Below are 23528 nucleotides of genomic sequence, written 5' to 3' on the forward strand. Positions count from 1 at the left end.
GCTCGGGCCCGGCACCGGCGCCGCGGCGTGAAAATGCCGGCCATGCCGACCGCCTCTCCCGTCGCCCCCAGCCCCATGCAGCCTTCGCGGCTGGCGCTGTACCTGCAGCTCATCCGCTGGGACCGCCCGGCCGGCTGGCTGCTGCTGTTGTGGCCCACGCTGGCGGCGCTGTGGATCGCCGCGGACGGTTGGCCGGGCTGGCACCTGCTGGCGGTCTTCACGGCGGGCACGGTGCTGATGCGCTCGGCCGGCTGCTGCATCAACGACGTGGCCGACCGCGACTTCGACCGCCACGTCAAGCGCACCGCGCAGCGCCCGGTGACGACGGGCGCGGTGTCGGTGAAGGCCGCGCTGACGCTCGGCGCCGCGCTGGCCCTCGCCGCCTTCGGCCTGGTGCTGACGACCAACCCGCCGACCATCCTGCTGAGCTTCGCGGCGCTCGCCGTCGCCATTGCCTACCCGTTCGCCAAGCGCGTGCTGGCGATGCCGCAGGCGGTGCTGGGCGTGGCGTTCTCCTTCGGCATCCCCATGGCCTTCGCCGCGGCGCTGGGCGGCGCGGAGTGGCACCTGCGCTCGGTGCCGCTGTCGGCCTGGGCGCTGCTGGTGGCCAACCTGTTCTGGGTGCTGGCCTACGACACCGAGTACGCGATGGTGGACCGGGACGATGACCTGGCGATCGGCGTGCGCTCGTCGGCCATCGCGCTGGGCCGCTTCGACGTGGCCGGCATCATGGCCTTCTACGCGATCTACCTGGGTCTGTGGACGGCGCTGGGCCTGCGGCTGGGCCTGGGGCGGTGGTTCCTGCTGGGCATCGCCGCGGCGGCGGCGCAGGCCGCCTGGCATTTCACGCTGATCCGCGGGCGCGAACGCGGGGCGTGCTTTCGCGCGTTCCGCGCCAACCACTGGGTGGGCTTCGCCGTGTTCGCCGGCACGGTGCTGGACCTGGCGTTGCGCTGAGCGACGGCGCGGCGCAACTTCAGGGCACGGGAAACCGCGCCCGGATCGCGTCCATCCAGCCCAGCAGCGCCAGGCTCTCGGCGTGGGGCATGCGCGGGCTCTCGACGAGGCCGGCGCGGATGCAGGCCTGCGCCTCGGCGATCTCCCCCTCGAAGCCATTGAGCGCATAAGGCGCCTCGGTGCGTTCGGGCGCCTGGCCGCGCCGGATCAGCTCCACGGACTGCGCTTGCGAGAAGCTGTTCGGGAAGCGCAGGCAGGCCTCGCTGCCCAGCGCCTCGAAGGCGTTGCCCGAGGCCGCATCGAAGCCGCAGCGGAACTGCGACGTGATGCCGCCGGGAAAGTGCAGCATCGCGTCGACCGAGGCGTCCACGCCGGTGGGCGCCAGCACCGCGTGCACGTCCATCGCGACGGGCTCGGGGCATTCGCCGCCGTTCACCTGTTGCAGCGCCCAGCGCGTCGCGGCGAGGTTGTAGATGCCGATGTCCCACAGCGAGCCCCCCGCCAGCGCCGGGTTCCACGTGCGGTGCTGCGGGTCGTAGCGGGCCGGGAAGCAGAACGTCGAGCGGATGGCGCGCAGCTGGCCGATGGCACCCTCGCGCAGCCAGCGGCCGGCCAGCTCGTAGGCCGGCAGGAAGCGCGTCCACAGCGCCTCCATCAGGAACGCGCCGCGCTCGCGCGACAGGTCCACCAGCTGCTGGCCTTGCGCGCGCGTCGTCACCAGCGGCTTCTCGCACAGCACCGGCGTGCCCGCCAGCAGCGCGGCGCGCACGTACTCGGCATGGTGGGAATGGGGCGTGGCGATATAGACCGCGTCCACGGCGGCCAGCAGCTCGTCGAGCTGCGTCGTCACGCGCAGCGCCTCGCCGGGCCGGGCCCACCGGTCGGCAAAGGCCTGACCCTTGGCCACGTCGCGCGCGAACACGCCCGCCAGGCGTGCGCCCGGCACCGCGGCGAGTGCGGCGGCAAAGCGCTTGGCGATGTTGCCGGGGCCGATCACGCCCCAGCGGAAATGGTCCTGGTTGTCCTGCGGCATCGCTCGGCACTTTCACGAAGTGGGAGGGCTCCATGCTGCCGGCAGCATGTACTGCCGGCGCCCACGCAGCCGCGCGGGTGCCTGGAGCGGGCGCCGATGGTACGACCGCACGCGGTACGCGCGGTTTCAGAGGCCGGCCGGTCGACCCGACCCGCCCCCCCAGACACCAGCCGGCTTCAGCCCTTGCCGAGCAGGCTGCTCATCTGCACCTTGAGCAGCTGCGCCTGGGCGCGCCGCTCCTTGGTCGCGGCACGCTGGTAAGCGACCTCGGCCTTTTCGCGCAGCGCCATGGCCCGCTCCAGCGCCTGCTGGTAGCGCTCCACGGTGTAGGTGTTCTCGGTGCCGATGTAGACGCTGCGTGCCAGCGGCGTTTCGCCGAAGCGCGGCAGCGTCACGGCAAAGCTGCAGTCACGCACGCGGCTGCCGGCCCGCTGGCGCACGATCGGGCCGGAAATGCCCGACGGCAGATCGCTTTGCTTCTTGCGGCTGGGCGTGCGGCGCAGCCGCGACGGCGCCGGCAGCGTCGCGATGCGCTTGAGCAACTCCTTGGTGGCCAGGGCCAGCGCGCGCCGTGCGCCGCTGCCGTCCTGGCTGTGATCGGAAAACAGCTTGGTGCCACCGTAGCGCAGTTGCCAACCATGGGTCGACAGATGGTCGATCCGCTGTATGCATTGCGGCACGACATAGCGCTCGCCGCTGAAGATCACCACTTCCCGCGTATTCAATTCAATGCCCCAGTCATACAGCCCTCCTGCGTCTGTGCGCGGCGGGTCTACTAACGCCCCTCTGGCATGGAGAGTTTAGGAGAGTTTTATGGGTTCACCCACGCATTTATGACTACGCCAGCGCCACTTTCGAAGGCTTCGTCAGCTCGATGACAGCCAACGGCCGGAGCGACCCGCGGTGTGTCGGGCGTCGCGTCTAGCGCCTGCGGGCACCCGGCCGATGCCGCGCCAGATCGGGCACGAACAGTTCCATGACGCGCAGCTGGGCGCCGCTGCGGCTGAACACCGAGTTGCGCGACCACAACATCTGCGGCGACACCGCCTCACCGGTCGCGGCCTGCCACTGGCGCGCGGCGTGGCGCCGGGTGTGGCCGTGGCGGTTGAGGCGCCGGGGCTCCAGCTCGCTGCGGGTGATGCGCGGGTCGTCGTACAGCAGATGGCCCAGCGGCCGCGCGCCCAGGCCCTTGAGCGCCCGCCACGGCCCGAGCGTGGCCCGCTGGTGCAGGGCCGAGCGGGCCCAGACCAGCGGTTCGCCGTCCACGCGCAGGATGACCTCGCGCACCAGGGTCAGGCCGCGCGCCGGCAGGCCCAGCGCCGAGCGCTCGCGCGCCCGGAACGGCGCCACGCCCTGGCGCAGTACCTGCACCTCGAAGCGCTCGCCCAGCCGGGCCAGCCGGCGGCTCAGGGAGCCGGGCGCCCGCAGCCAGTCGCGCAGGCTGTCTCGCGTGGCAATGCCCATTCAGCCGAAGGCCTTGCCGAGTTCGGCAGCGCGTTGCTGCGCGGCCCGCACCGCACGGCGGATGGCGGCGTCCACCGCATCCGCCTGCAGCGACATGATGGCCGCATGCGTCGTGCCGCCCTGGCTCGTGACACGCTCGCGCAGCACGGCGGGCGACTCGTCGGAGGCCAGTGCCAGCGCCGCCGCGCCGCCGCAGGTGGCCAGCGCCAGGCGCCGGCCTTGCTCGGGGCTCAGGCCCATGTCCACGGCCGCGGCCATCATGGCCTCGACGAAGAAGAAAAAGTACGCCGGCCCGGACCCGGACAGGGCCGTCACCGCGTCCAGGTCGTCCTCGCGCGCCACCCACAGCGTCTGCCCCGTGGGCGCGAGCAGGCGCTCCACGCGCTCGCGCTCCTCGCCCGACACGGCCGGCCGCGCGAACAGCCCGGCAATGCCCTGGCCGATCAGCGCCGGCGTGTTCGGCATCGCGCGCACGACGCGCTCGCTGCCGGTGGCGGCCACCAGCGCATCGGTGCGGATGCCGGCCATCACCGACAGCTGCAGCGCGCCCGACAGCCAGGGCTTGAGCGGCGCCACCGCCTCGGCGAACAACTGCGGCTTGACGGCCCAGACGACGGTGCCGGCGCCGCCGAGGCGCTCGTCGCCCGCGGCCTGCGCCGCCACGCCGAATTCGGCGGCGAGCTTGCGGCGCTGCGGCTCGTGCGGCTCCACCACCCGCATCTGCCCGGGGGCCGTGCCGGCGCGCAGCAACCCGCCGATGATGGCGCTGGCCATGTTGCCGCCGCCGACGAATGCGATCACGCCTGATGTCATGGCGGCGAAGTCTACGGCCGCGCACAGGCGGCAGACACACACCAGCGACGTGACACGGCTATGGTGGCGGCGAACCTCCTGGCGCCTGCCCATGACCCCTGCACGACTGATCGCCACGCTGCTGCCCGCCGCCCTGCTGCTGAACGGCTGCGCCGGCGACCCGCCCCGCCACGCGCGCCACGATGCGCCACCCCACCGCGCCGACCACGCGCAGCCGGCCGTGCCGCTGCAGGTGCAGGCCTTCGAGCGGCTGGGCCGGCGCGTCGTGCTGACGCGGACCGCGGCGACCGCATCGGCGGGGCAGCCGGTGGTCGTCTACCTGCCGGGCCTGGGGCAGCCCAGCGAGGCGGGCCAGCGCTGGCATGCGGCCTGGGCGGCAGCGGGCTACGCGGTGCTGTCGGTGCAGCCGCTGGAGGCCGACGCTGCGGCGTGGCGCTCGGAGCTGTCACGCACCGGCGAGTTCCGCGAGCTGGGGCAGCTGCACCACGGCGAAGTCGCGCAGCGCGACCGCCTGGGCATGCTGGCACGCCTGCTCGACGCGCTGCGCACGAGCGCGCCCACCGCGCAACTCGACTGGCACCACGCCGTGCTGGCCGGTTACGACACCGGCGCGCAGACGGTGCTGGACTGGCCGGCCGGCGGCTGGCAGCCGCAGGGCGTCATCGCCATCAGCCCGCCGCCCATGCAACCGGCGACGCGCGTGCCGGTGCTGGTCATCACCAGCGACGTGGACGGCGACCCGCTGGGCCTCATCAAGGACCCCGCCGAGCGCCGCCGCGGCTTCGACGCGCTGGCACCGGGCAACGCCTGGCTGCTGAGCCTGCCGGGCGTGTCGCACGCGGGCCTGTCGGGCACCCAGGTCAGCGAGGACTGGGCCGCGCAGGACCAGCACAAGGCGCTGGCGATGGGCGGCATGGCGCGCGGCCGGGGCGGGGACGGCGGCAGAGGGCCGGGCGGCGGTGCCGGCGTTGCCCGCGGCCCGCGCAGCGGCAGCGCGACCGAGGCGGCGCAGGCCAACCTGGAAGCGGGGCTGACCCTCAGCAGCGCCTTCCTCGACGCGCAGCTGCGCGGCACGGCCCTGCCGGCGAACGCGATGCTGACGGCACGCTGAAGCGGCGTGGCGGCTAGTCGTCCAGGCCCAGGAACCCGCCGCTCTGGTGCGCCCACAGCCGCGCATAGATGCCGCCCTGCGCCAGCAGCTCGGCATGCGAGCCCTGCTCGACGATGCGGCCGGCGTCCATGACGACGAGGCGGTCCAGCGCGGCTATTGTTGACAGCCGGTGCGCGATGGCGATGACGGTCTTGCCTTCCATCAGGCTGAACAGCGACTGCTGGATGGCCGCCTCCACCTCGCTGTCCAGCGCGCTGGTGGCTTCGTCCAGCAGCAGGATGGGCGCGTCCTTGAGCATGACGCGGGCGATGGCGATGCGCTGGCGCTGGCCGCCGGAGAGCTTCACGCCGCGCTCGCCCACGTAGGCCTCAAGGCCTGTACGGCCCTTGGGGTCGGACAGCGTGGCGATGAACTCGTCGGCATGCGCGCGCTCGGTGGCGCGCTGCACCTCTTCGGGCGTGGCGTCGGGGCGACCGTAGAGGATGTTGTCGGCCACCGAGCGGTGCAGCAGCGAGGTGTCCTGCGTGACCATGCCGATGTGGCGGCGCAGCGAGTCCTGCGTGACGTGACGGATGTCCTGGCCGTCGATGAGGATGCGGCCGCCGTCCTGCCCGTTCACATCCTGCAGGTCGTGCAGGCGCAGCAGCAGGTTCACCAGCGTGCTTTTTCCCGCGCCGCTGCGACCGACCAGGCCGATCTTCTCGCCGGGCTTGATCGTCAGGTCCAGCCCGTCGACGACGACCTTGCCGTTCGGGTAGGCGAAGCGCAGCTGCTCGAAGCGCACCTCGCCGCGCGGCACCGACAGCGCCTTGGCATCGAGCGCGTCCACGACCGTCTGCGGCCGGGTCAGCGTGGCCAGGCCGTCCTGCACCGTGCCGATGTGCTCGAAGAGGGACGCCATCTCCCACATCACCCAGTGCGAGATGCCGTTCAGCCGCATCGCCATCGCGGTGGCCGCGGCGACGGCGCCCACGCCGATGGCGCTCACACCCCACAGCCACAGCGCCAGCAGCGCGGTGGAGCCGACGAGGAAGGCCGACAGCAGCGTGTTGACGATCTCGAAGCCCGTCACCAGCCGCATCTGGGCGTAGGCGGTGGTCATGAAATCCTGCATCGCCGCCTTGGCATAGCCGGTCTCGCGCTGGCCGTGGGCGAACAGCTTGACGGTGGCGATGTTGGTGTAGGCGTCGGTGATGCGGCCCGTCATCAGGCTGCGCGCGTCGGCCTGCGCCTGCGCGACCTTCCCCAGGCGCGGCACGAAGTAGCGCAGCGCGACGAGGTACAGCGCCAGCCACGCCGCGAACGGCGCCATCAGCCAGGCATCGAAGCTCGCGACGATGGCCACCAGCGTGCCGAAGTACACGGCCACGTAGACGAGGATGTCCACGACGATGAGCCAGGTGTCGCGCACGGCCAGCGCCGTCTGCATGACCTTGGTGGCGATGCGGCCGGCGAACTCGTCGCCGAAGAACGAGATGCTCTGCGACAGCATGCGGCGGTGGAAGAGCCAGCGCAGCCGCATCGGGAAGTTGCCGAACACGCCCTGGTACTTGGTCAGCGCCTGCACGGTGGCCAGCACCACGCTGACGCCCAGCACGGCCAGCAAGACGAACACGACGGGCTGCGGCCGGTGCCACAGCTCGGCCGGCTTCATGCCGGACAGCCAGTCCACCAGCGACGCCATCAGGCTGAACAGCAACGCCTCGGCCGCCGCGATGCCGGCCGTGAACAGCGTGACCGCCAGCAGCTGCGGGCGCACCCCGTCGGCACAGCGCCACAGGAAGGCGAAGAAGCGCGTCGGCAGCGCGCCCGGGCGCGCGGCGGGGGACTCGGGATAAGGGTCGACGAGGCGCTCGAAACGAGCGATCAGGGGCTGGAACAGTGACATGCGGCTAGTGTCGCCGCGGGCTGTTGGCAACGCGTGGCATCAGCCGTCGTGAGCCCTCGTCGACCCGCGCGGCTCAGGTGCGCCGGGCCGGCCGGGCGCCGCGGCGTCCCCAGTACTGGAAGGCGTCCTCGTGCACCTCCACGTCCACCTCGGCGACGCGCTGGGACAGGCGCTCCTGCACCTGCGCGACGGCCTGGTTGTAGACCAGCGGTGCGATCTCCTCCAGGAAGAAGCCCAGCAGCGCGCCGGCCGCGACGTTGCCGACGCGCTCGTCCAACTCGGTCTCCAGGTAGCGCTGCAGCGAGGCGACGGCCTGCTCGCGCTCGGGGCGATCCAGTTCGATGGTCATGGCGTGAAAGGAGCTGAAGGCGCGGACGCGGGCAACGCCTGCGGCGTCGGCACGACGACGCCGGGCGACAGCGAGATCTCGTCGACCTGCGTGACGCCGGTGACGAAGTGGCGCGTCTCGCCGAAGCAGGCGCCCGGCAGGCCGACCTTCTGCTCGTAGTGCAGGTTCACGCGCTTGCCCATGACCTTGTTGATGGCCTGCGCCGCGGCCTCGTCATGCACCGTGAACTGGAACTTCTCCACCGTGCTGGTGCCCGGCAGCGACACCAGGGCCAGCTCGCCCTCCCAGGTCTTGCAGACCCAGCCCTTGCGCGAGAACTTCTGCACCCAGCCGGCGCGCTCGCCCTCGGCGTAGCTCCAGCGCCAGGCGAACGCGAACCAGGCCGCGACGAGCAGCAGCAGGGCGAGGAAGGACAGGGCGAGCTTCAGGCGCATGGCGAAGTCGGGTAGCCGGGGGCGCGGCGATTGTGCGTCAGCGCGGCGACCTCAGCGATGACCGAAGCGTTCGGCCGAGCGCTCCCGCGCCTTGGCCGCCTCGACCTCGCGGTTCCTGGGTTCGGCCGCGGTCACGAGCGACGCGATCAGCGTGCGCGCCTCGTCGGCGATGGCCGCCACCGCATGGTCGAACGCCGCCGCGTTGGCCTGCGACGGCAGGTTGAAGCCGCTGAGCTTGCGCACGAACTGCAGCGCCGCATCGCGGATCTCGACCTCGGTGGCCGGCGGCTCGAAGTTGAAGAGGGTGCGGATGTTGCGGCACATGGCGGTGGGTCCTTCAGGGTACGTCGGGATGCCGCGCCCGCCATGCCCGCAGCGCCTGCCGGTACGCGTCCATCGCGAGGTCGTGCAGGTCGAAGATGCAGGGATCGCAACCGTTGCCGCAGCAGGCGCCGAGATCGGGCTCGGACGGCGGCTGGGGCATGGGGTCGTGGGCCGGGGCGGGAGGCGGTGTCATCGACGCTGATTCTCCCGCCGTCCCGACGCCGCCAGATCGCGCGTCTGGGCGTCTAGGATGGCGCCACCGCCACGTCAGGGAGCGCAGTGTGCTGATCGTCACCACGGAAAACATCGCCGGCCATCGCGTCGTGGAGGTCAGGGGCCAGGTCTTCGGCGTCGTCGTGCGCAGCCGCGGGCTGGCGGGCAACTTGATGGCAGGCCTGCGCTCGCTCATCGGTGGCGAGATCACCGAGTACACGCAATTGCTGGAGGAGGCGCGGCGCCACGCCATCGACCGCATGGTGAAGAACGCGCACCAGATGGGCGGCAATGCGGTGGTCATGATGCGTTTCGACTCGTCGGAGATGGGCCAGACCATGAGCGAGATCGTGGCCTACGGCACGGCCGTGGTGGTCGAGCGCGTGCCGCCCGCCGCATGATGCTGCGCACCGGGCTGTTGGTGGTGGGCGTGGCGGTCTTCGTGATCGGCGGGGTCGCGTGGCTGGCCGGCGAAAAGGACGGTGCGCCGTTCGCGCTCTGGGGCGGCGTCGTGGCCGTCGCGGTGCTGGCCGAGCGCTGGCGCTATCGCACGCGCGGCACGCCAGCCGATGACGGCTGGGAGGCCACCGAGGAGCGCTTCATCGACCCGGAATCCGGGCGGGCCCTGCGGGTGTTCTACCACCCGCGGACCGGCGAACGCCGCTACGGTGCCGACGAGAAGCACTGACCGCGCCGCGCTTACATCTGGCGACGCCGCCCGCCGCGGCTGCGCTAGCCTGCGGACCATGAATCGATTCCACGCACTGGCGCCCCTGGCCCTTGCCGCCCTGATGGCGGGTTGCGCCACCCCCACCGCCAACCCGCCGGCCACGCCCGCACCGGTCTCCGTGCTGAAGGACAAGGACGCCGCCCGCCGCGCCGAGTTCGACACGGCGCTGAGCCGCTGGCACGGCGCCTCACTCGCCGAGCTGACCGCCAAGCTCGGCAAGCCGACCACCGTGACGCGCCGTGGCGATGGCAGCACCGTCTACGCCTTCACGCGTGCCGCGCCCACCGACCCGGGCACCGGCCAGAGCCGCTTCGCCTGCACCGTCAGCTACGTCGTGGACGACAAGACGCAGCGCGTGCAGTCGCACGGCATGGCGGGCTGCTGAAGCTGGGGGGCTAGCATGGGCAGCCATGAGCAGCCCCACGCCCCACCGCCTCACCGCCGACCTCATCCACACCGAGGGCCAGCTGCGCGCGCTCATCGGCGAGCCTGCCGCGCTGACCTGCGCCAAGATCACCGACCGGCTCAACGCCGCCACACGGCTGTACGTGGAGCGCTCGCCGTTCGTCTGCCTGGCCACCAGCGACGCCGCGGGCCGCTGCGACGTCAGCCCGCGCGGTGACCCCGCCGGGTTCGTGCGCATCCTGGATGACCGCACGCTGCTCATGCCCGAGCGCCCCGGCAACCGCATCGCCGACTCGCTGCGCAACGTGCTGGCCAACCCGCGTGTGGGGCTGCTGTTCATCGTGCCCGGCGCCACGGAGACCTTCCGCGTCAACGGCCGCGCGGTCATCACGACCGACGCCGCGCTGCTCGCGCCCAGCGCGCTCGAGGGCAAGACACCGCGCCTGGGGCTGCTGCTGGACATCGAGGAGGCCTACACGCAGTGCTCGAAGGCCTTCCTGCGCTCGCACTTCTGGGACCCGGCACGGTTCATCGACCCGTCGGTGCTGCCCACCGGCGGCGAGGTGCACCGCGCCATCCAGGGTGAGGCGTTCGACGCGGCGCACTATGACCGCGAGCGCGCTGAGCGCTACAACCGCCGCGAAGGCTTCTACTGACCGCGGCTGCGGCCGTCAGTGCATGCCGGCCAGCAGCGCTGCATTGCCACCGGCCGCCGCCGTGTTGACCGTCAGCGTCTGCTCCGCCGTGAAGCGGTAGAGCTGGCGCACATGGCCAGCCGCCGTGACCAGCGGCAGGATGGCACCGCGGCGGGCGGCCAGTGCCTGGGCCAGGCGATGCGCGGCCTGGGCATCCGACGAGGCCAGCGCGACGCCCGCGAGCTGCGGCGCGGCCAGCAGGCCGGACAGCGCCGCGTCGGGCAGCAGCGTCAGCGCGTTGGCCGGCAGGCCGGCCTGCAGCAGTGCCTGGCGGGACTGCTCCGCGCCGCCCAGCCAGACGACGCTGTTGCCGGCCAGCAGCGCGCTGACGGCCGCGGCCAGCCCCGTCTCGGCGCGGCCCAGCACGAGGAAGACGCCGCGCGCGTGGTGGCGCAGCGTGTTGCTCTCGCCGGTCGGGCCGGGCAGCACCTGGTCGGCGAACTGGGCCTGCGCCGCCGTGAACAGGCTGCGCAGCGCGATGGCCGTGGGCGCGTCCAGCGTGTCTGCCGCGCGGCGCAGCGTGGCGATGCGCTCGGCCAGCGGCGTGTCGCGCCAGGCGGCGTCGGCCGCGACCGGCAATGCGGCGGCGGCGCCCTCCAGCAGCAGCGCCGGGGCCGGCGCGTCCAGGCGCGGCTCGGCGACGAAGCGGCGCAGGTAGGCCGGGCCGCCGGCCTTGGGGCCGGTGCCGGACAGGCCTTCGCCGCCGAACGGCTGCACGCCCACCACGGCGCCGATGATGTTGCGGTTCACGTAGACGTTGCCGATGCGGGCCTCGTCCGCCAGGCGCTGGGCCCGGCTGTCGATGCGGGTCTGGATGCCCAGCGTCAGGCCGTAGCCCAGCGCGTTGATGTCGGCGATGACTTGGTCCACGGATTCATCGAAGCGCACGACGTGCAGCACGGGGCCGAAGATCTCGTCGCCGAGCTGGTCCACGCGGTCCAGCTCGAAGGCGATGGGGCGGATCTGGCGCGGCATGGGCTCGGCCACCGGCGCCTCGCCGATGAGGCGGGCCTCGCGCTTCAGGCGCTCGACGTGCTTCGTGATGTGGGCATGGGCTTCGTCGTCGATGACGGGGCCCACGTCGGTCGCCAGGTTGGCGGGCAGGCCCACGTGCAGTTGCGCCAGCGCGCCCTTGAGCATCTCGACGACGCCGTCGGCGATGCTGGACTGCACGCACAGCAGGCGCAGCGCCGAGCAGCGCTGGCCGGCGGAGCGGAAGGCGCTCTGCACGACGGCGTCGATGACCTGCTCGGGCAGCGCGGTGGAGTCCACCACCATCGCGTTCAGGCCGCCGGTCTCGGCGATCAACGGGATGGGCGAATTCGGCTTCGCGGCCAGCGCCTTGTGGATGATCTGCGCGACGGCCGTGGAGCCGGTGAAGCAGACGCCGGCCGTGTGCGCATGGGCCACCAGGCCCGCGCCCACCGTCTCGCCCGGGCCGTGCAGCAGCGCGAGCGCGTCGGCGGGCACACCGGCCTCGTGCAGCAGCTCGACCAGCTTCAGCGCCACGTAGGGCGTCTGCTCGGCGGGCTTGGCGGCCACGGTGTTGCCGGCCACCAGCGCGGCGACGACCTGGCCCGCGAAGATCGCGAGCGGGAAGTTCCACGGGCTGATGCAGACGAACACGCCGCGGCCCTGCATGAGGGCCGGTTCGGCTTGCGCCTGGTCGGCGTAGTAGCGCAGGAAGTCCACGGCCTCGCGCACCTCGGCCACGCAGTCGGCCTGGGTCTTGAACGCCTCCTTGACGAGCAGCGCGCAGAACTCGGGCAGGCGGGCATCCAACGCGTCGCCGGCGCGGCGCAGGATGGCGGCGCGCTGCGCGACGGGCGTGCCGTTCCACGCGGCAAAGCCGGCCTGCAGGCGAGCCATCGTGGCGTCCACCTCGGCGGCGGTGGCCTCGGGCACGGCATGCACCGGCGTCGTGTCCAACGCGGCCTGCAGCGGCGCGCGTGCGCTGAGCGCGGTCAGGTCGGCGCCGGTGGAGTTGGCACGGCCGCGGCCTTGGTCGTCCAGGTAGAGGTCCGGCGGCAGCGGCAGCGCGCTGGCGGCACGGAGGTCGGCCAGCGGCGAGCCCAGCAGCTCGGGCACCTGCACGGTCGGGTCGGCCAACTGGTGCACGAACGACGAGTTCGCGCCGTTCTCCAGCAGCCGGCGCACGAGGTAGGCCAGCAGGTCGCGGTGCTCGCCCACGGGCGCGTAGACGCGGCAGGGGATGCTGCCGTCCTTCAGCACCTCGCGGTAGACGCCCTCGCCCATGCCGTGCAGCCGCTGCATCTCGAAGGCGGCGCCGGTGGCGCGGGCCATCTGCACGATGGCGGCGATGGTGCCGGCGTTGTGCGTCGCGAACTGCGGGTAGATGACGTCGGCATGCTGGATCAGCGCGCGGGCGCAGGCCAGGTAGGAGACGTCGGTGTGCTGCTTGTGCGTGAACACCGGGTACGCGGCCAGGCCCAGCTCCTGCGCGCGCTTGATCTCGCCGTCCCAGTAGGCGCCCTTCACCAGCCGCACCATGAAGCGCAGACCATGCTTGCGGGCTATTGATGCCACTTCGTCGATGACGGCGAGCGCGCGGGTCTGGTAGGCCTGCACGGCCAGACCGAAACCGCGCCATTGCGGGTGGGCCTTGGCGATGTGGCCGGCCAGTGTGTCCAGCACGTCCAGCGACAGCTCCAGGCGGTCCACCTCCTCGGCGTCGATGGTCAGGTTGATGTTGGCCGCGGCGGCCAGCTCGATGAGCTGCCACACGCGCGGCAGCAGCACGGCGAACACGCGGTCGCGCTGCAGCACCTCGTAGCGGCTGAACAGCGCGCTGAGCTTGATGGAGATGCCGTCGGAGGCTTCCGGGCCGTCGGCGCGCTGGCCGGCGGCGATGGCCTGGATGGCGCCCACGTAGGCGGCCTGGTAGCGGCGCGCGTCATCTTCCGTGCGCGCGCCTTCGCCCAGCATGTCGTAGCTGAAGCGCAGTTGCTTCTGCGCCTTGCGGGCGTCATCGGCCTCGCTCATGGCCTCGTTGATGTTGCGGCCCAGCACGAACTGGCGGCCCAGCAGCTGGATGGCGCGCACGGTGGCCGCCACCACGGTCTGCGCGCCCAGGCGCTTGAGGACGCCGCCTTCGTTGTCCGCGCCGGGCAGGAAGCGCTTGGACATCGAAATGGCCGAGGCCGACAGCGCGGCCAGCATCTTGTGCGGGCTGCCAGCGCTGGCACCATCGAAGTCCGCGCGCCCGAGCTGGTCGGCCGTCAGCGCGATGGCGGTGGGCGCGTCGGGCACGCGCAGCAGCGCCTCGGCCAGCCGCATCAGCGCCAAGCCCTCTGCGCTGGTGATGGGGTACTCGCGCAGCAGCGACTCCATGGCCCAGAACGGCGCCGGGTTCTTGCGCACCTGCGCCACCCAGGGGCCGGCCATGGCGATGACGCCGGGCCAGTCCAGCGCGGCCCCCACGCGTTCGGCAAGGCCTTGCACGACGCCGCTCTCGGCCCGGTAAGGGTCGGGCAGGCGGGGCGATTCGGGCGGGGCGGCGAAGGGCGTGGACATGGCGAACTCCTGGTGACGTCTGCGGGTGACGCCTCTTGGTGAGATAGGGCACTTTATCGATGACGCTCTTGGATTAAATTCCAACAATCGATGGTTGCACCAACAAAAATCCAATGAGCGATGCCCTGGACAAGATCGACGAACGCATCCTGCGCGTGCTGCAGGCCGATGGGCGCATTTCCAACCTCAAGCTGGCCGAGACCGTCCACCTGTCGCCCACGGCCGTGCTGGAGCGCGTGAAGCGGCTGACGCGCGACGGGTTCATCCTGGGCTACGAGGCGCGGCTGAACCCCGACAAGCTGGGCGTGGCCATGCTGGTCTTCATCGAGGTGCACCTGGACCGCACGGTGCAGGACGTGATGGACACCTTCAAGGGCGCCGTCCAGGCCCGGCCCGAGATCCTGGAGTGCCACCTGGTGGCCGGCGGCTTCGACTACCTGCTGAAGACCCGCGTGCGCGACATGGGCGCCTACCGCGAGTTCATCGGCAGCGTCATCTGGACGCTGCCGGGCGTGCGGGAGACGCGCACGTATGCGGTGATGGAGGAAGTGAAGTCGACGACGGCGCTGCCGTTTTGACCCCTTCCCGGCGGCGCCCTGGTTTGTGACAAAAGAGTTCTTGTCTGAGCCAAATAGTTCTTGTCCAGATCGAATTCCGCCAAATCTGACAAATAGTTCTTATCCAAAAATCGGAAAAGCGCTCGCCCCCAGGGCCAAAAAGTCCTTCTCTCCTATGAAAACTAGGACTGCTCATTTATGAGGGGATGCCAGAAGCATTCGCTCTGCGAGCCGCGTGCATTGGCCCCGAAGCACCTTGCCGAAACAGCTTCGGGCGGCGTCACTGACGCAGCCTCAATAAAATCAATAACCTATGCGCGAATTGAGTCGCTTCGTTCTAACGGCGGCTCCGCCATTTTTTGCCTTCGGCCAATATGTTCTTAACTGCTTGAACCAACGAAGTGGCGTTTCACCTTAGTTAGTACGAGGACTACGAAAACGAGACTATGGCAAGCTCTTTTGGTCACCGCTCAACTTCTGCCAATGGCCAAGAACTCAGAAAAAAAGCCTCCTGGGCACATTGACCTGCCGCGATTGTTTGAGGCAGAAGCACTGTCGCTACTGGAGGCCGTGGCGCGTGGAAAGCTCTTACACGCCACGAAAAACATTCGTGACTCTGGCGGACCGCTTGAAGAGCGACTTCGCGAACTTCTCGGGTCGCGAATGCCGTCTGGCATCGAAGTTCAGACCGGCTACCTGTACGACGTTGACTCGAACTGCACACCCCAAATCGACGCAATGCTCCTGAGCAGCCAGGACAACCACACGATGATGACCGTCGACAACGGCTGCATCTATGGGCCGTTCACTAGCTGTTTGGCTGCAATTGAAGTCAAGTCTGCTGTGGGAAATCTCTCGGCCCAGTTGGATCAAGTGCACGCAATCGAGAAGAGCGTTCGCGAGATGAAGAAGCAGCTTGTTTCCCGTCGAGCTTCAAGCGGTGCACGACTGCCGGAGCTGGTCACAGTCTTGTTTTTCGCAACCTCAGAGACGCTTAAGCTCGCAGAGCTTCGCAAGTGGTATGACGCAAATCTGAGCAAGGCGCCAACCTACGTGGTTCTTCTGGACCGAGCTTGCATCGTCACTCGTGAGGCGCAGATGAAGCAGTTCATGGAAATGTCTGACGCGCCGGCCGTAGGGTTCGATGAACATAGAAATCCCGGTCTAGCTTGCCTATGTGGACCAGAGAATGGCGATTCCCTCGGTCGGGGACGAGTCTTAATGTGGCTCTACTTCACCTTGTTGAATGCCGCAACCATGTTCGGCGGCAACCTACGTCCTGCTTCCGAGTTCGTTAGCGACGCAGCAAGACGCTTCGCACTTCACAGAGTCGTACTGCTAAAGGATGCACAAGCATGGCCAGCCCGATTCGCTCTCGCCGCTAAACCACGGACAAAGGTTTCATAACGACCTTCCATACGCCGCCGTGTCCAGGACATGCAGCCCGAGTACCTCGACCGCCTCAACGCACCCGTCCGGAACTTCGTCCTTGAGGTCGAGCAACGCGCTGGCATCACCATCCAGGTCATCCCAGACCAAGGGCTCAACCGGGGCGGTCCACTCGGTCAAGGCAACCTGGCAGTCGTCATCGAGGACCGCCGCAACATCATCTTCGCGCCGACCAACGGGTACTTCCCCGACGGCGCCGTACGGCATGAGTTGCTCCATCTGAAGCGCTTCCACGTCGACGGCGTTCCGAAGCTCGCAGCCGCGGCAACACCATGGGGCATCCCAGCCATCTCGCCGGACGCCATTGGCGCCCTTGACAACGCCATCGAGCACATCGTCATCGTGCCCTGGGAGTTGCAACACCATCCCGAACGCCGCGAGCACTGGGAAGCCGTCCTGCAGGATGTCTGCGACGGGCTTTCCGACATTCCGCTGGCGGAACTGCGCTTGGCCATCTCCATGCACTGCACCTTCCTGCGGCATGTCCTGCCTGGCTCCCGCCAAGCTGAAAACGTACGTGCCTTTGCCGTCGAACATGGCATCTTCGAAGCTGCAGACCAGTTCGCGGGCCAGTTCCTTCAAGCGGCGGCGAGCAAAGAGAACCTCGTGCGTCTCCTGTTCCACACCTTCCCGGAGATACCGAAGGAGCACGCCGCCATGGAGTACGTCAGCAGCAGGACGGGCGTCATCCAGAAACCCATTTCCTAGGAGCGGCAGAGCAGAGCGCTTTGCTTAGTAAGCGCCCGGCCAACTCACCTTGAACGGCGAGCCCGTGCCGGCCAGGATGGTGCCGTTTCGTTTTGACAGGCCAGCGCCCCAGACGGCGGCTGAGAAGGCGTCCACGGGATACCAGGCGCTGCTGCCGGTGGTCGAGCGCTACGCAGAGAAGTGCGTCGATGAACTCCCAGCCGACGTCGCGAAGTTCATCTCCGAACGCCTCTCCCCGTTGCCGTGGGATTCGCTCAGCGCCAGCCAGCGCCGTGAAGCTGCCCACCAGCATGACGCGCAACATGATCCGGCCTTAGAGGCATACAACACCTATTGCTTCGAGCTTTACGCGAAGCGCGACGAGCTGGAGGACGAGCAACGGAAGATCGAACTGATGCCGGGAGCCACCCCGTCTGACTACGACCTCCGACGCAAGTTGCTGGCTGACGTGAAGAAGGGCATGGACGAGGTCGACGAGCAACTGCGCGCACTCGACGGCGTGACCATGGACCAGGCGCGGAACTTCAAGCCTGAGGCCATGGGTCAGACGACCGTAGCGGACGCGCCAAAGGAGGTCACCTACTCCCTTGGCTTGTTTGAACGCCTGCAGCCATCTACCGAGTGGACTGCGAGCAGGCTCAGCGACACCGACTACGTTGGCTTGGCAGAGGCGTCCGAGTTGGCGAGCTTGCACGCCGGGTCCAGGGTTTCTATCAACGACTTCCTCAGGGCTGGCGGCCGCGGGGAGATTCGGGTCTTCGCACGGTGCGCCCGGGCAGCCACGATGAAGCCAACGCGGCCCCAAGATGAGCCGATAGACATCCCGGTCGGAAGTTTTCCAACGCTTCCGATGCAAGCCTGCAAGACGCTAGCCCTCTTTCGCAGAGCCGAATGGCGCCATTTTGAGGACTGGGAGCCGAACGAAGCCTTCGGCGGCCAGATGTGCAGCTTCGAGCGATGGCGCCTCCCGACTGAAGCGCCCAGCATGGTGACCGTCACTGACGATTGCCTGGTCTTCGGCCGGGACGTGCACGCGCTTGCCGACGCTTCGCGCGCCGGTCCGGAAGTCCCCGCGCCGACGCTAGGTCCGGCTACGCCTGTGCAGCGGTATCCCGCCCAGGAGGCTGCAATCCTGGCCAAGCTTGTCGGGCTCGGCTTCACGCCGACGGCACTGCCACGCCCTAAACCGGGGAAGGAGGCAGCATGACCACCCGCAAGCCTGTGAAGGACAACGCGCATAGCCCTTACGTCGCGTTCACGGACGACCGCGAGCGCCGGCTGGCCCTGATGTCCCGAGACGTGAGGACGGTTGTGATCGCCCTGATCCTCGTCGCCGGAGGAGCAACGACTGCCCCGCTCTGGAAGATGTTGTGGGGGCTCATCGGCGGGCCGTGAAAGACGGCCCTGGGCGTTGATGGGGACGACTCTCGGGCCGCCTGCGGTGGCAGGCTGAAGGTTTAGCGCACGCCCGATTTCAGGTCCGCGCTTTCTAGCAGGGGCGGCCCGAAGCAGGCCAGACAACGACTTATTGGCAGATCATTTATGAGCCGGTTAACAACTATTTGGCCAACGCTCTATTCGAGCATTCATGAAAGTCTTTTTAAATCAACAAGTTGTGTCGCCTCTCTGGACAACAACATGTTTGTCTCGAACCAGCCCTGCCGTCAGATACACAATGTTGCGCATGGACATGGGGCATCAACCAGCCGTGGATTGGCGACAGGCTGTGGCAACCGGCGAACTCGGGCTCTGGGATCTCCGCCCCGAGCTGGAGACCGTTCAACACTCGCCGACATGGAAGCAGCGCCTGGGATTTCCCGAGCCCCAGCTGTCCGACAGCACGCACTTCTGGCGCTGCCGCGTCCATCCCCAGGACCTGGAAGCCATGCTGGGCGCCATGGATGAGCATGCACAGGGCGCACAGCCGACTTACGAAGCCCGGTTCCGCCTGCGCAGCAATGGATCGGGCTATCGCCTCGTCCATTCCCGCGGCCGGATCATCGAGCGCAACGACGAAGGGCGGACGCTGCGCATGGTCGGCACGATGATCGACCTGACCGAGCGCCCATTCACGCCGCAGGCCGGCTTGGCCGGCGGGCCGCGGGGCGCAATGGCAGGGGTGCCGCTGGCCTTCCCGTTTCACGTGCTGCTGGCAGGCGCCGCCGGTGCGGACGCCGCGCGATTCACGTTGGAGCAGGCCTGGGTGCTCGACTTGGTGGAAGACCTGCTGCAGGCCTCGGCGGCTCAGCTGGAAGGACAGCGCGCCGCGCGCACGTAACCCGCCGCGGTCAGCCCAGCGCCTGCCCGAGGAACCGCATCGTCCGGTCCCACGCCTGCTGCGCCCAGGCCGCGTCGTACTGCGTCTGCGGGATGCGGCCCGGCCCCTGCGCCGTCTCGTTGGCGAAGGCGTGGTGGGCCAGGTAGCGGTGGCCTTCGTAGCGCACGCCGACCTCGGCAAACTTGGCTTCCAGGGCGTCCACGCCGCTGATCGGGAAGAACTCGTCCTGCGTGGCCCAGTGGGCCTGCAACGGGATGTTGATCTTGCTGGCGTCCACGTATTCCAGCGGCGGCATGCCGTACCAGACGACCGCCGCGTCGGCCTCGGGCACCAGCGTGGACGCCAGCACCGTCAGCGCGCCGCCCATGCAATAGCCGGTGACGCCCACCTTGCCGCTGCCCAGCTTCAGGCCCTTGAGGTGGTTCACCGCGCCGCGCACGTCCTGCGAGGCGGCGTCGGCGAAGTTCAGGTCCGTCATCAGGTGGTGGGCCTCCTCGGCCTCGACGGTGCTCTTGCCCCGGTACAGGTCGGGCACCAGCGCCGTGAAACCGGCGTCGGCGAAGCGCTGGGCGACGCCGCGGATCTGGTCGTTCAGGCCCCACCACTCCTGGATGACGACGACCGCACCGAGCGGCCGAGCGGCTTCGGCGAGGTGGCCGGACACGGCGGCGCCATCGGGGCGCTGGAACTGGACGTTACGGGACATGGAAAAGCTCCGGATGACGAGACCAACAGCCTATCCTGCCGCATCCGCCCGGGTTTTCCCGTGCGGGGGGACAATGGCCCTGCCCATGAACATCGAACGCATCGTTTCCACCCGCCTGCCCACGCCTTACGGCGAGTTCGCCATCCACGGCTTTCGCGAGAGGGACAGCGGCCAGGAGCACGTGGTGCTGAGCATGGGCGACCTGCCCGGCCAGCCCGGCGATGAGCCGCCGCTGGTGCGCGTGCACTCCGAATGCATGACGGGTGAGGTGTTCGGTTCGCTGCGCTGCGACTGCCGCCCTCAGCTCGAAAGCGCGATGAAGCGCATCGCCGCCCAGGGCCGCGGCGCCATTGTCTACATGCGCGGGCATGAGGGCCGCGGCATCGGCCTGGTGCAGAAGCTGCGCGCCTATGCCGAGCAGGACGCCGGCGCCGACACCATCGAGGCCAATGCGCAGCTGGGCCTGCCCATCGACGCGCGCCGCTACGACGCCGCCGCCTGCATGCTGCGGGCACTCGGCGTCACGCGCATCCGGCTGCTGACCAACAACCCGCTGAAGATGGCGGCGCTGGCAGAGTTCGGCATCGAGGTGGCCGAGCGCGAGGCCTCGCTGACGCGACCCGGCCCCGAGAACGAGAAATACCTGCGCACCAAGGCCGAATCGATGGGCCACCACGACCTGGGACACCTGTTCGAATGACGACAGGCTGCCGGCAGACTTTTGAGTTCTGCGCCCAGACAACTAGTTCTGCGCCGGACATCTTCGGACAAATAGTTCTGCGCTGAGACTGGATGCTCTCGTGAGCGTCAGACAAATAGTTCTGCGCCGACCTCCGCAAGTCCTTGATTTCACGATAGATTGCCGAGCCTCCGCAGCCGCGCACGCTGCCACCCTGAACGCTGCCTTCGCCCGCTCATCGCCTCGCCTGCCGAGACATCGGGCGCGAAAGGTTGACCAGACTTGTAACGGCCGAGCCCCTAGCGCATATAAATCAATGGCTTAACGAATGTCGCGAACAAAGAGTTCTGCGAGCAGCCGTTCCGCCAGACATTGAGTCCTGCGCTAGAACGCATGGGGCTGGCGGCTGTCACAAGCTTCCGAACCCAAGCATGCGCATCACGCCCCTCAAGCTCGAGAGCCCAGAGTCGATTCCCGCTCCGCTACGTGACGCCCTCCAGGCCTACGGCGGCCTGATGCGCGGAACTCGAGACACCGAAAGCCTGATACGTGGCGGCCCACTTGGCTCCATCGCAGACGCGCTGGCTGGCCACCTGCGCGGGCAGCGCATCCACGCCTACCACTGCACCAGAGAGCCAGAGCCAGGCTACTTCAAGCGCCATGGGCTACGTGCAACAAATCTGACAGCACATCAGGACGAGTTCCTGCGGACGATGGGACACCACTTCACGCCCGAGGAGCGGTCATACATGCAGACGCGATGGGCAGAGTACTTTCGCGCCGGCCAGGTTCAGTCACGGGAGGGAAAGGTCTGGTCATGCCTCACACGCAAGCTCACCACCTCGCGCGGAACTGAATGGTTCTTCAAGGCCTACGGCGGCGAGGCCATACACATGCCACTGGAAGAAGACTCCTCCGCGTTGGCGAAGCTGAAGACGCTGGGGAAGCCCGTCGTCGTGGAAGTAGCACTGCGAGGCACCCAAATTCGCACCTACTGCGACATGGCTTGGTGTGCTCTCAACTATCTCCACCGTCGCATCAATCCGGACGCGTTCGAGATGGAGTCAGAGGCCTGCTTAGACGCAAGCGTCCCGCCGAGCGACGTCCTCGACGTTGTGCCCCTTCAACATTTCAAGGTCTGACCGCGCACGCGTTTGCAGCGCCAAGAGCCGCCTGGCGGCCATGGCTGGCTCCAGCGCCTGTGGACAACTGCCTGTTGCGGGCAGAGGCCTACGCGAGAATCGAGTCCACAAAGACTTGAAGGTAGGAAATGGCCAGCGTTTTCTTCTCGTACAGCCACAAAGACGAAGGTCTGCGGGACCAGCTTGAGACCCACCTGGCCATGCTGAAGAACCAGGGCCTGATTGACGCCTGGTATGACCGCAGAATCGTTGCCGGCAGCGACGTTGACGACAGCATCTTCGAGAAGCTCGAAACCGCGGACATCATCCTGCTGCTTGTCAGCTCGGACTTCCTCAGCTCCACGTACTGCTACTCGCGGGAGATGCAGCGGGCGATGGAGCGACACGACGCCAAAGAGGCGCGCGTCATCCCGGTCATCCTGCGCCACTGTGACTGGCACGTTGCACCGTTCGGCAAGCTCATGGCCGCGCCACGTGACGGCAAGCCAGTGACCTCGTGGCCCGACCGCGACGAAGCGCTGGCAGACGTCGCCAAGCAAATTCGCAAGGCGGTCGAAGCCGCTGGCGCCAGCGGGCCGGCCTCCGGAGCCGCCGCCGCTCCGGTCGCCCAACGCACAGCGGCGCCCAGTCCCGCCGCCTCCCTGCCCCGGTCGAGCAACCTGCGCCTGAAGAAGGAGTTCACCGAGCAGGACCGCGACGAGTTTCTCCGCTCGACCTTCGAGTACGTCTGCAAGTTCTTCGACGGGTCAGTTCAAGCTGTGGGTGAACGCAACCCTGACATCAAGGGTCACTTCGAACGCGTCGACTCAAGGCGCATGTCGGCGGTGCTGTACCGGGGCGGCAAGAAGATTGCCGAGTGCTCCGTGCGTGTGGACGGCTTCAGCCGCGACAACGGCATCGCGTTCTCGCACGGTGCCTCGGCCCAGCACGGCTCATTCAACGAACTGCTGAACGTGCATACGGACGAGCAGTCGCTCTTCTTGACGACTATGGGGATGTCATTTGGCGGTGGCCGCGAGAAGCGGTTGTCGCCTGAGGGTGCGGCCGAGTTCCTTTGGGAGCTCTTCATCAAGAACGCCCAGTAGCCCGTCGCCACCAAGGTCCATGCCCAAGTCCGCACCGCCACGCGACGACTTCAAGCGAGACGTCATCGAGACCCTCTACCGGCAGGTGTCGGGTGTCTGCTCGAACCCTGACTGCATGGTCGTGACAACGGGACCGGTGCTCACGCTCGCGCCGGAGAAGAGTTCGAACATCGGCGTTGCAGCGCACATCACAGCGGCTGCCAAAGGCGGACCGCGCTACGACCCGGCGATGAGCAGCGCCGAGCGAAAGAGCGCATCCAACGGCATCTGGGTGTGCCACAACCCTGCGCTCAAAGCGAAGAACGAAGTACGACGAAAGGGACGTGCTTGATGGCATCCTTGCCAAGCTCTGTACGGGCATCCCGTGGCGCGACGTAGCCTATAAGGTCGGCACCTTCTCCACCGCCCTCCGCCAGCTCGCGTCCTGGCGCCGGAGCGGAAAGTGGGACACCGTCGTGCGCGTCATATTGGCCCGGAACACGGATATCAGCGACCTGGGACCCCGTGCAGTTTTTTCCCACGACGACGCGATTTCGAGCTACCAGCCTCTGTCCGATGAGGAGTGGGACGGCCTTCGCGAGCTTGGACTCAGCCATCACAAAAATAGAAAGTACGACCTGCGCGAGTCAGTCGACGTCATCCTGCAGCGAGAGCTCGCCGGGCAGCCCTGGAACCACCGCTGGTACGGGACACCACTAGAGAAGGCCGCGTACCAGCTCGCATACAGCTGGCGAAGCACCGGTAGGCTAGTTCAAATCGTTGAAGCCGTACGAAGGATGCGCGAGGCTTAGAAGGCGCGCTGACGGCGGCCGGCAAGGCACGTGGCGCAGAACTATTTGTCGCTCGCGTAAGCTGCAGCGCAGAACTATTTGTCTGGCCGTCAGGCACGGTTAACTTCACGCAGCGCAGAACCCTTTGTCGGCGCAGTTTTCTAAGTTACAAGGTTCTCTAGGGAAATCAATAACTTAGCGAAC

At 68.4% G+C, this 23528-nt stretch carries 28 protein-coding genes; 17 read left to right on the forward strand and 11 right to left on the reverse strand.

The annotated features are described in order from the left end of the window. Window positions 1–42 precede the first annotated feature (42 nt). On the forward strand, window positions 43–957 hold the full coding sequence (gene ubiA / locus ACO07H_RS02755; protein ID WP_422010872.1) for a 4-hydroxybenzoate octaprenyltransferase: 915 nt from the start codon (window positions 43–45) through the stop codon (window positions 955–957). Between the two features lie 19 nt (window positions 958–976). On the opposite strand, the gene ACO07H_RS02760 is transcribed toward ubiA, so the two are convergent. The 4 genes from ACO07H_RS02760 to proC form a co-directional block, all read right to left on the reverse strand. Continuing rightward, on the reverse strand, window positions 977–1990 hold the full coding sequence (locus ACO07H_RS02760; RefSeq protein ID WP_422010874.1) for a Gfo/Idh/MocA family protein: 1014 nt from the start codon (window positions 1988–1990) through the stop codon (window positions 977–979). A gap of 176 nt (window positions 1991–2166) precedes the next feature. After that, window positions 2167–2715, reverse strand: a complete 549-nt coding sequence (locus ACO07H_RS02765) for a hypothetical protein (RefSeq protein ID WP_422010876.1) — start codon at window positions 2713–2715, stop codon at window positions 2167–2169. 196 nt (window positions 2716–2911) lie between these two features. Next, window positions 2912–3454 carry a chorismate--pyruvate lyase family protein gene (locus tag ACO07H_RS02770; protein WP_422010878.1) on the reverse strand — a complete coding sequence of 181 codons (543 nt, stop codon included), beginning with the start codon at window positions 3452–3454 and terminating at the stop codon, window positions 2912–2914. Next, window positions 3455–4267, reverse strand: coding sequence for a pyrroline-5-carboxylate reductase (gene proC / locus ACO07H_RS02775; RefSeq protein WP_422010880.1), 813 nt, complete (start codon window positions 4265–4267; stop codon window positions 3455–3457). Between the two features lie 91 nt (window positions 4268–4358). Between proC and ACO07H_RS02780 the strand changes: the two genes are divergently transcribed. After that, on the forward strand, window positions 4359–5378 hold the full coding sequence (locus ACO07H_RS02780) for a hypothetical protein (protein ID WP_422010882.1): 1020 nt from the start codon (window positions 4359–4361) through the stop codon (window positions 5376–5378). A gap of 13 nt (window positions 5379–5391) precedes the next feature. Here the strand turns inward: ACO07H_RS02780 and ACO07H_RS02785 are convergent, their stop codons facing one another. The 5 genes from ACO07H_RS02785 to ACO07H_RS02805 all read right to left on the reverse strand — a co-directional run bounded on the left by ACO07H_RS02785 (window position 5392) and on the right by ACO07H_RS02805 (window position 8566). Continuing rightward, window positions 5392–7248 carry an ABC transporter ATP-binding protein gene (locus ACO07H_RS02785; RefSeq protein WP_422011649.1) on the reverse strand — a complete coding sequence of 619 codons (1857 nt, stop codon included), beginning with the start codon at window positions 7246–7248 and terminating at the stop codon, window positions 5392–5394. 91 nt (window positions 7249–7339) lie between these two features. Beyond that, window positions 7340–7615 carry a DUF2164 domain-containing protein gene (locus ACO07H_RS02790; RefSeq protein WP_422010884.1) on the reverse strand — a complete coding sequence of 92 codons (276 nt, stop codon included), beginning with the start codon at window positions 7613–7615 and terminating at the stop codon, window positions 7340–7342. Continuing rightward, the gene (locus tag ACO07H_RS02795; protein WP_422010886.1) at window positions 7612–8049 is read right to left on the reverse strand and encodes a hypothetical protein; all 438 of its coding nucleotides are present in this window, start codon (window positions 8047–8049) and stop codon (window positions 7612–7614) included. Before ACO07H_RS02795 ends, ACO07H_RS02790 begins: the two co-directional genes overlap by 4 nt. Before the next feature lie 51 nt (window positions 8050–8100). After that, a complete protein-coding gene (locus tag ACO07H_RS02800; RefSeq protein WP_422010888.1) occupies window positions 8101–8373 on the reverse strand; it encodes a DUF2277 domain-containing protein in 273 nt (90 codons plus the stop codon). Between the two features lie 13 nt (window positions 8374–8386). Continuing rightward, the gene (locus tag ACO07H_RS02805) at window positions 8387–8566 is read right to left on the reverse strand and encodes an oxidoreductase-like domain-containing protein (protein WP_422010889.1); all 180 of its coding nucleotides are present in this window, start codon (window positions 8564–8566) and stop codon (window positions 8387–8389) included. A gap of 88 nt (window positions 8567–8654) precedes the next feature. Between ACO07H_RS02805 and ACO07H_RS02810 the strand changes: the two genes are divergently transcribed. From ACO07H_RS02810 to ACO07H_RS02825, 4 genes are read left to right on the forward strand one after another with little or no spacing between them, the layout of a single operon-like run. Continuing rightward, window positions 8655–8987 (forward strand): YbjQ family protein, encoded by a 333-nt coding sequence (locus ACO07H_RS02810; RefSeq protein ID WP_422010891.1) that lies wholly within the window; start codon window positions 8655–8657, stop codon window positions 8985–8987. After that, on the forward strand, window positions 8984–9274 hold the full coding sequence (locus tag ACO07H_RS02815; RefSeq protein WP_422010893.1) for a hypothetical protein: 291 nt from the start codon (window positions 8984–8986) through the stop codon (window positions 9272–9274). The genes ACO07H_RS02810 and ACO07H_RS02815 overlap by 4 nt, the downstream gene beginning before the upstream one ends. 58 nt (window positions 9275–9332) lie before the next feature. Beyond that, window positions 9333–9701: a hypothetical protein gene (locus tag ACO07H_RS02820; RefSeq protein WP_422010895.1), complete on the forward strand. Its 369-nt coding sequence runs from the start codon at window positions 9333–9335 to the stop codon at window positions 9699–9701. Between the two features lie 25 nt (window positions 9702–9726). Then, window positions 9727–10377 carry a pyridoxamine 5'-phosphate oxidase family protein gene (locus ACO07H_RS02825; RefSeq protein ID WP_422010897.1) on the forward strand — a complete coding sequence of 217 codons (651 nt, stop codon included), beginning with the start codon at window positions 9727–9729 and terminating at the stop codon, window positions 10375–10377. 15 nt (window positions 10378–10392) lie between these two features. Here ACO07H_RS02825 and putA read toward each other — a convergent pair whose 3' ends face one another. Continuing rightward, window positions 10393–13950: a bifunctional proline dehydrogenase/L-glutamate gamma-semialdehyde dehydrogenase PutA gene (gene putA / locus ACO07H_RS02830; protein WP_422010899.1), complete on the reverse strand. Its 3558-nt coding sequence runs from the start codon at window positions 13948–13950 to the stop codon at window positions 10393–10395. A gap of 113 nt (window positions 13951–14063) precedes the next feature. Between putA and ACO07H_RS02835 the strand changes: the two genes are divergently transcribed. The 6 genes from ACO07H_RS02835 (at window position 14064) to ACO07H_RS02860 (ending at window position 18942) form a co-directional block, all read left to right on the forward strand. Continuing rightward, complete coding sequence (locus ACO07H_RS02835) at window positions 14064–14528, forward strand: Lrp/AsnC ligand binding domain-containing protein (RefSeq protein WP_422010901.1); 465 nt, start codon at window positions 14064–14066, stop codon at window positions 14526–14528. A 462-nt stretch (window positions 14529–14990) separates the two neighbouring features. Continuing rightward, window positions 14991–15914: a DUF6602 domain-containing protein gene (locus ACO07H_RS02840; protein WP_422010903.1), complete on the forward strand. Its 924-nt coding sequence runs from the start codon at window positions 14991–14993 to the stop codon at window positions 15912–15914. A 30-nt stretch (window positions 15915–15944) separates the two neighbouring features. Continuing rightward, window positions 15945–16664: a hypothetical protein gene (locus ACO07H_RS02845; RefSeq protein WP_422010905.1), complete on the forward strand. Its 720-nt coding sequence runs from the start codon at window positions 15945–15947 to the stop codon at window positions 16662–16664. A gap of 49 nt (window positions 16665–16713) precedes the next feature. Beyond that, window positions 16714–17871 (forward strand): hypothetical protein, encoded by a 1158-nt coding sequence (locus tag ACO07H_RS02850; RefSeq protein ID WP_422010907.1) that lies wholly within the window; start codon window positions 16714–16716, stop codon window positions 17869–17871. Next, a complete protein-coding gene (locus ACO07H_RS02855) occupies window positions 17868–18059 on the forward strand; it encodes a hypothetical protein (protein WP_422010909.1) in 192 nt (63 codons plus the stop codon). Before ACO07H_RS02850 ends, ACO07H_RS02855 begins: the two co-directional genes overlap by 4 nt. A 289-nt stretch (window positions 18060–18348) precedes the next feature. Beyond that, the gene (locus ACO07H_RS02860; protein ID WP_422010911.1) at window positions 18349–18942 is read left to right on the forward strand and encodes a PAS domain-containing protein; all 594 of its coding nucleotides are present in this window, start codon (window positions 18349–18351) and stop codon (window positions 18940–18942) included. Between the two features lie 10 nt (window positions 18943–18952). Here the strand turns inward: ACO07H_RS02860 and ACO07H_RS02865 are convergent, their stop codons facing one another. Continuing rightward, window positions 18953–19648 (reverse strand): dienelactone hydrolase family protein, encoded by a 696-nt coding sequence (locus tag ACO07H_RS02865; RefSeq protein ID WP_422010913.1) that lies wholly within the window; start codon window positions 19646–19648, stop codon window positions 18953–18955. An 85-nt stretch (window positions 19649–19733) separates the two neighbouring features. On the opposite strand from ACO07H_RS02865, the gene ribA reads away from it, so the two are divergent. The 5 genes from ribA (at window position 19734) to ACO07H_RS02890 (ending at window position 23345) form a co-directional block, all read left to right on the forward strand. After that, entirely contained in the window at window positions 19734–20348 is a 615-nt protein-coding gene (ribA, locus tag ACO07H_RS02870; protein ID WP_422010915.1) for a GTP cyclohydrolase II, read from the forward strand. A 410-nt stretch (window positions 20349–20758) separates the two neighbouring features. Further along, entirely contained in the window at window positions 20759–21469 is a 711-nt protein-coding gene (locus ACO07H_RS02875) for a hypothetical protein (protein ID WP_422010917.1), read from the forward strand. A gap of 128 nt (window positions 21470–21597) precedes the next feature. Further along, window positions 21598–22554, forward strand: coding sequence for a toll/interleukin-1 receptor domain-containing protein (locus ACO07H_RS02880; protein ID WP_422010919.1), 957 nt, complete (start codon window positions 21598–21600; stop codon window positions 22552–22554). A 19-nt stretch (window positions 22555–22573) separates the two neighbouring features. After that, window positions 22574–22885, forward strand: a complete 312-nt coding sequence (locus ACO07H_RS02885; RefSeq protein WP_422010921.1) for a hypothetical protein — start codon at window positions 22574–22576, stop codon at window positions 22883–22885. Next, window positions 22878–23345, forward strand: a complete 468-nt coding sequence (locus ACO07H_RS02890; RefSeq protein WP_422010923.1) for a transposase — start codon at window positions 22878–22880, stop codon at window positions 23343–23345. The genes ACO07H_RS02885 and ACO07H_RS02890 overlap by 8 nt, the downstream gene beginning before the upstream one ends. The last annotated feature ends 183 nt before the right edge of the window (window positions 23346–23528 follow it).

The sequence above is a fragment of the Roseateles sp. genome (assembly GCF_965229315.1).
Taxonomy (GTDB): domain Bacteria; phylum Pseudomonadota; class Gammaproteobacteria; order Burkholderiales; family Burkholderiaceae_C; genus Pelomonas.

Excerpts from the sequence above, each read along its gene's own strand:
- ubiA (WP_422010872.1), top strand. The coding sequence starts at position 43 with ATGCCGACCGCCTCTCCCGTCGCCCCCAGCCCCATGCAGCCTTCGCGG.
- ACO07H_RS02760 (WP_422010874.1), bottom strand. The coding sequence starts at position 1,990 with ATGCCGCAGGACAACCAGGACCATTTCCGCTGGGGCGTGATCGGCCCC.
- ACO07H_RS02770 (WP_422010878.1), bottom strand. The coding sequence starts at position 3,454 with ATGGGCATTGCCACGCGAGACAGCCTGCGCGACTGGCTGCGGGCGCCC.
- proC (WP_422010880.1), bottom strand. The coding sequence starts at position 4,267 with ATGACATCAGGCGTGATCGCATTCGTCGGCGGCGGCAACATGGCCAGC.
- ACO07H_RS02780 (WP_422010882.1), top strand. The coding sequence starts at position 4,359 with ATGACCCCTGCACGACTGATCGCCACGCTGCTGCCCGCCGCCCTGCTG.
- ACO07H_RS02790 (WP_422010884.1), bottom strand. The coding sequence starts at position 7,615 with ATGACCATCGAACTGGATCGCCCCGAGCGCGAGCAGGCCGTCGCCTCG.
- ACO07H_RS02795 (WP_422010886.1), bottom strand. The coding sequence starts at position 8,049 with ATGCGCCTGAAGCTCGCCCTGTCCTTCCTCGCCCTGCTGCTGCTCGTC.
- ACO07H_RS02800 (WP_422010888.1), bottom strand. The coding sequence starts at position 8,373 with ATGTGCCGCAACATCCGCACCCTCTTCAACTTCGAGCCGCCGGCCACC.
- ACO07H_RS02805 (WP_422010889.1), bottom strand. The coding sequence starts at position 8,566 with ATGACACCGCCTCCCGCCCCGGCCCACGACCCCATGCCCCAGCCGCCG.
- ACO07H_RS02815 (WP_422010893.1), top strand. The coding sequence starts at position 8,984 with ATGATGCTGCGCACCGGGCTGTTGGTGGTGGGCGTGGCGGTCTTCGTG.
- ACO07H_RS02820 (WP_422010895.1), top strand. The coding sequence starts at position 9,333 with ATGAATCGATTCCACGCACTGGCGCCCCTGGCCCTTGCCGCCCTGATG.
- ACO07H_RS02825 (WP_422010897.1), top strand. The coding sequence starts at position 9,727 with ATGAGCAGCCCCACGCCCCACCGCCTCACCGCCGACCTCATCCACACC.
- putA (WP_422010899.1), bottom strand. The coding sequence starts at position 13,950 with ATGTCCACGCCCTTCGCCGCCCCGCCCGAATCGCCCCGCCTGCCCGAC.
- ACO07H_RS02835 (WP_422010901.1), top strand. The coding sequence starts at position 14,064 with ATGAGCGATGCCCTGGACAAGATCGACGAACGCATCCTGCGCGTGCTG.
- ACO07H_RS02840 (WP_422010903.1), top strand. The coding sequence starts at position 14,991 with ATGGCCAAGAACTCAGAAAAAAAGCCTCCTGGGCACATTGACCTGCCG.
- ACO07H_RS02845 (WP_422010905.1), top strand. The coding sequence starts at position 15,945 with ATGCAGCCCGAGTACCTCGACCGCCTCAACGCACCCGTCCGGAACTTC.
- ACO07H_RS02855 (WP_422010909.1), top strand. The coding sequence starts at position 17,868 with ATGACCACCCGCAAGCCTGTGAAGGACAACGCGCATAGCCCTTACGTC.
- ACO07H_RS02860 (WP_422010911.1), top strand. The coding sequence starts at position 18,349 with ATGGACATGGGGCATCAACCAGCCGTGGATTGGCGACAGGCTGTGGCA.
- ACO07H_RS02865 (WP_422010913.1), bottom strand. The coding sequence starts at position 19,648 with ATGTCCCGTAACGTCCAGTTCCAGCGCCCCGATGGCGCCGCCGTGTCC.
- ribA (WP_422010915.1), top strand. The coding sequence starts at position 19,734 with ATGAACATCGAACGCATCGTTTCCACCCGCCTGCCCACGCCTTACGGC.
- ACO07H_RS02875 (WP_422010917.1), top strand. The coding sequence starts at position 20,759 with ATGCGCATCACGCCCCTCAAGCTCGAGAGCCCAGAGTCGATTCCCGCT.
- ACO07H_RS02880 (WP_422010919.1), top strand. The coding sequence starts at position 21,598 with ATGGCCAGCGTTTTCTTCTCGTACAGCCACAAAGACGAAGGTCTGCGG.
- ACO07H_RS02885 (WP_422010921.1), top strand. The coding sequence starts at position 22,574 with ATGCCCAAGTCCGCACCGCCACGCGACGACTTCAAGCGAGACGTCATC.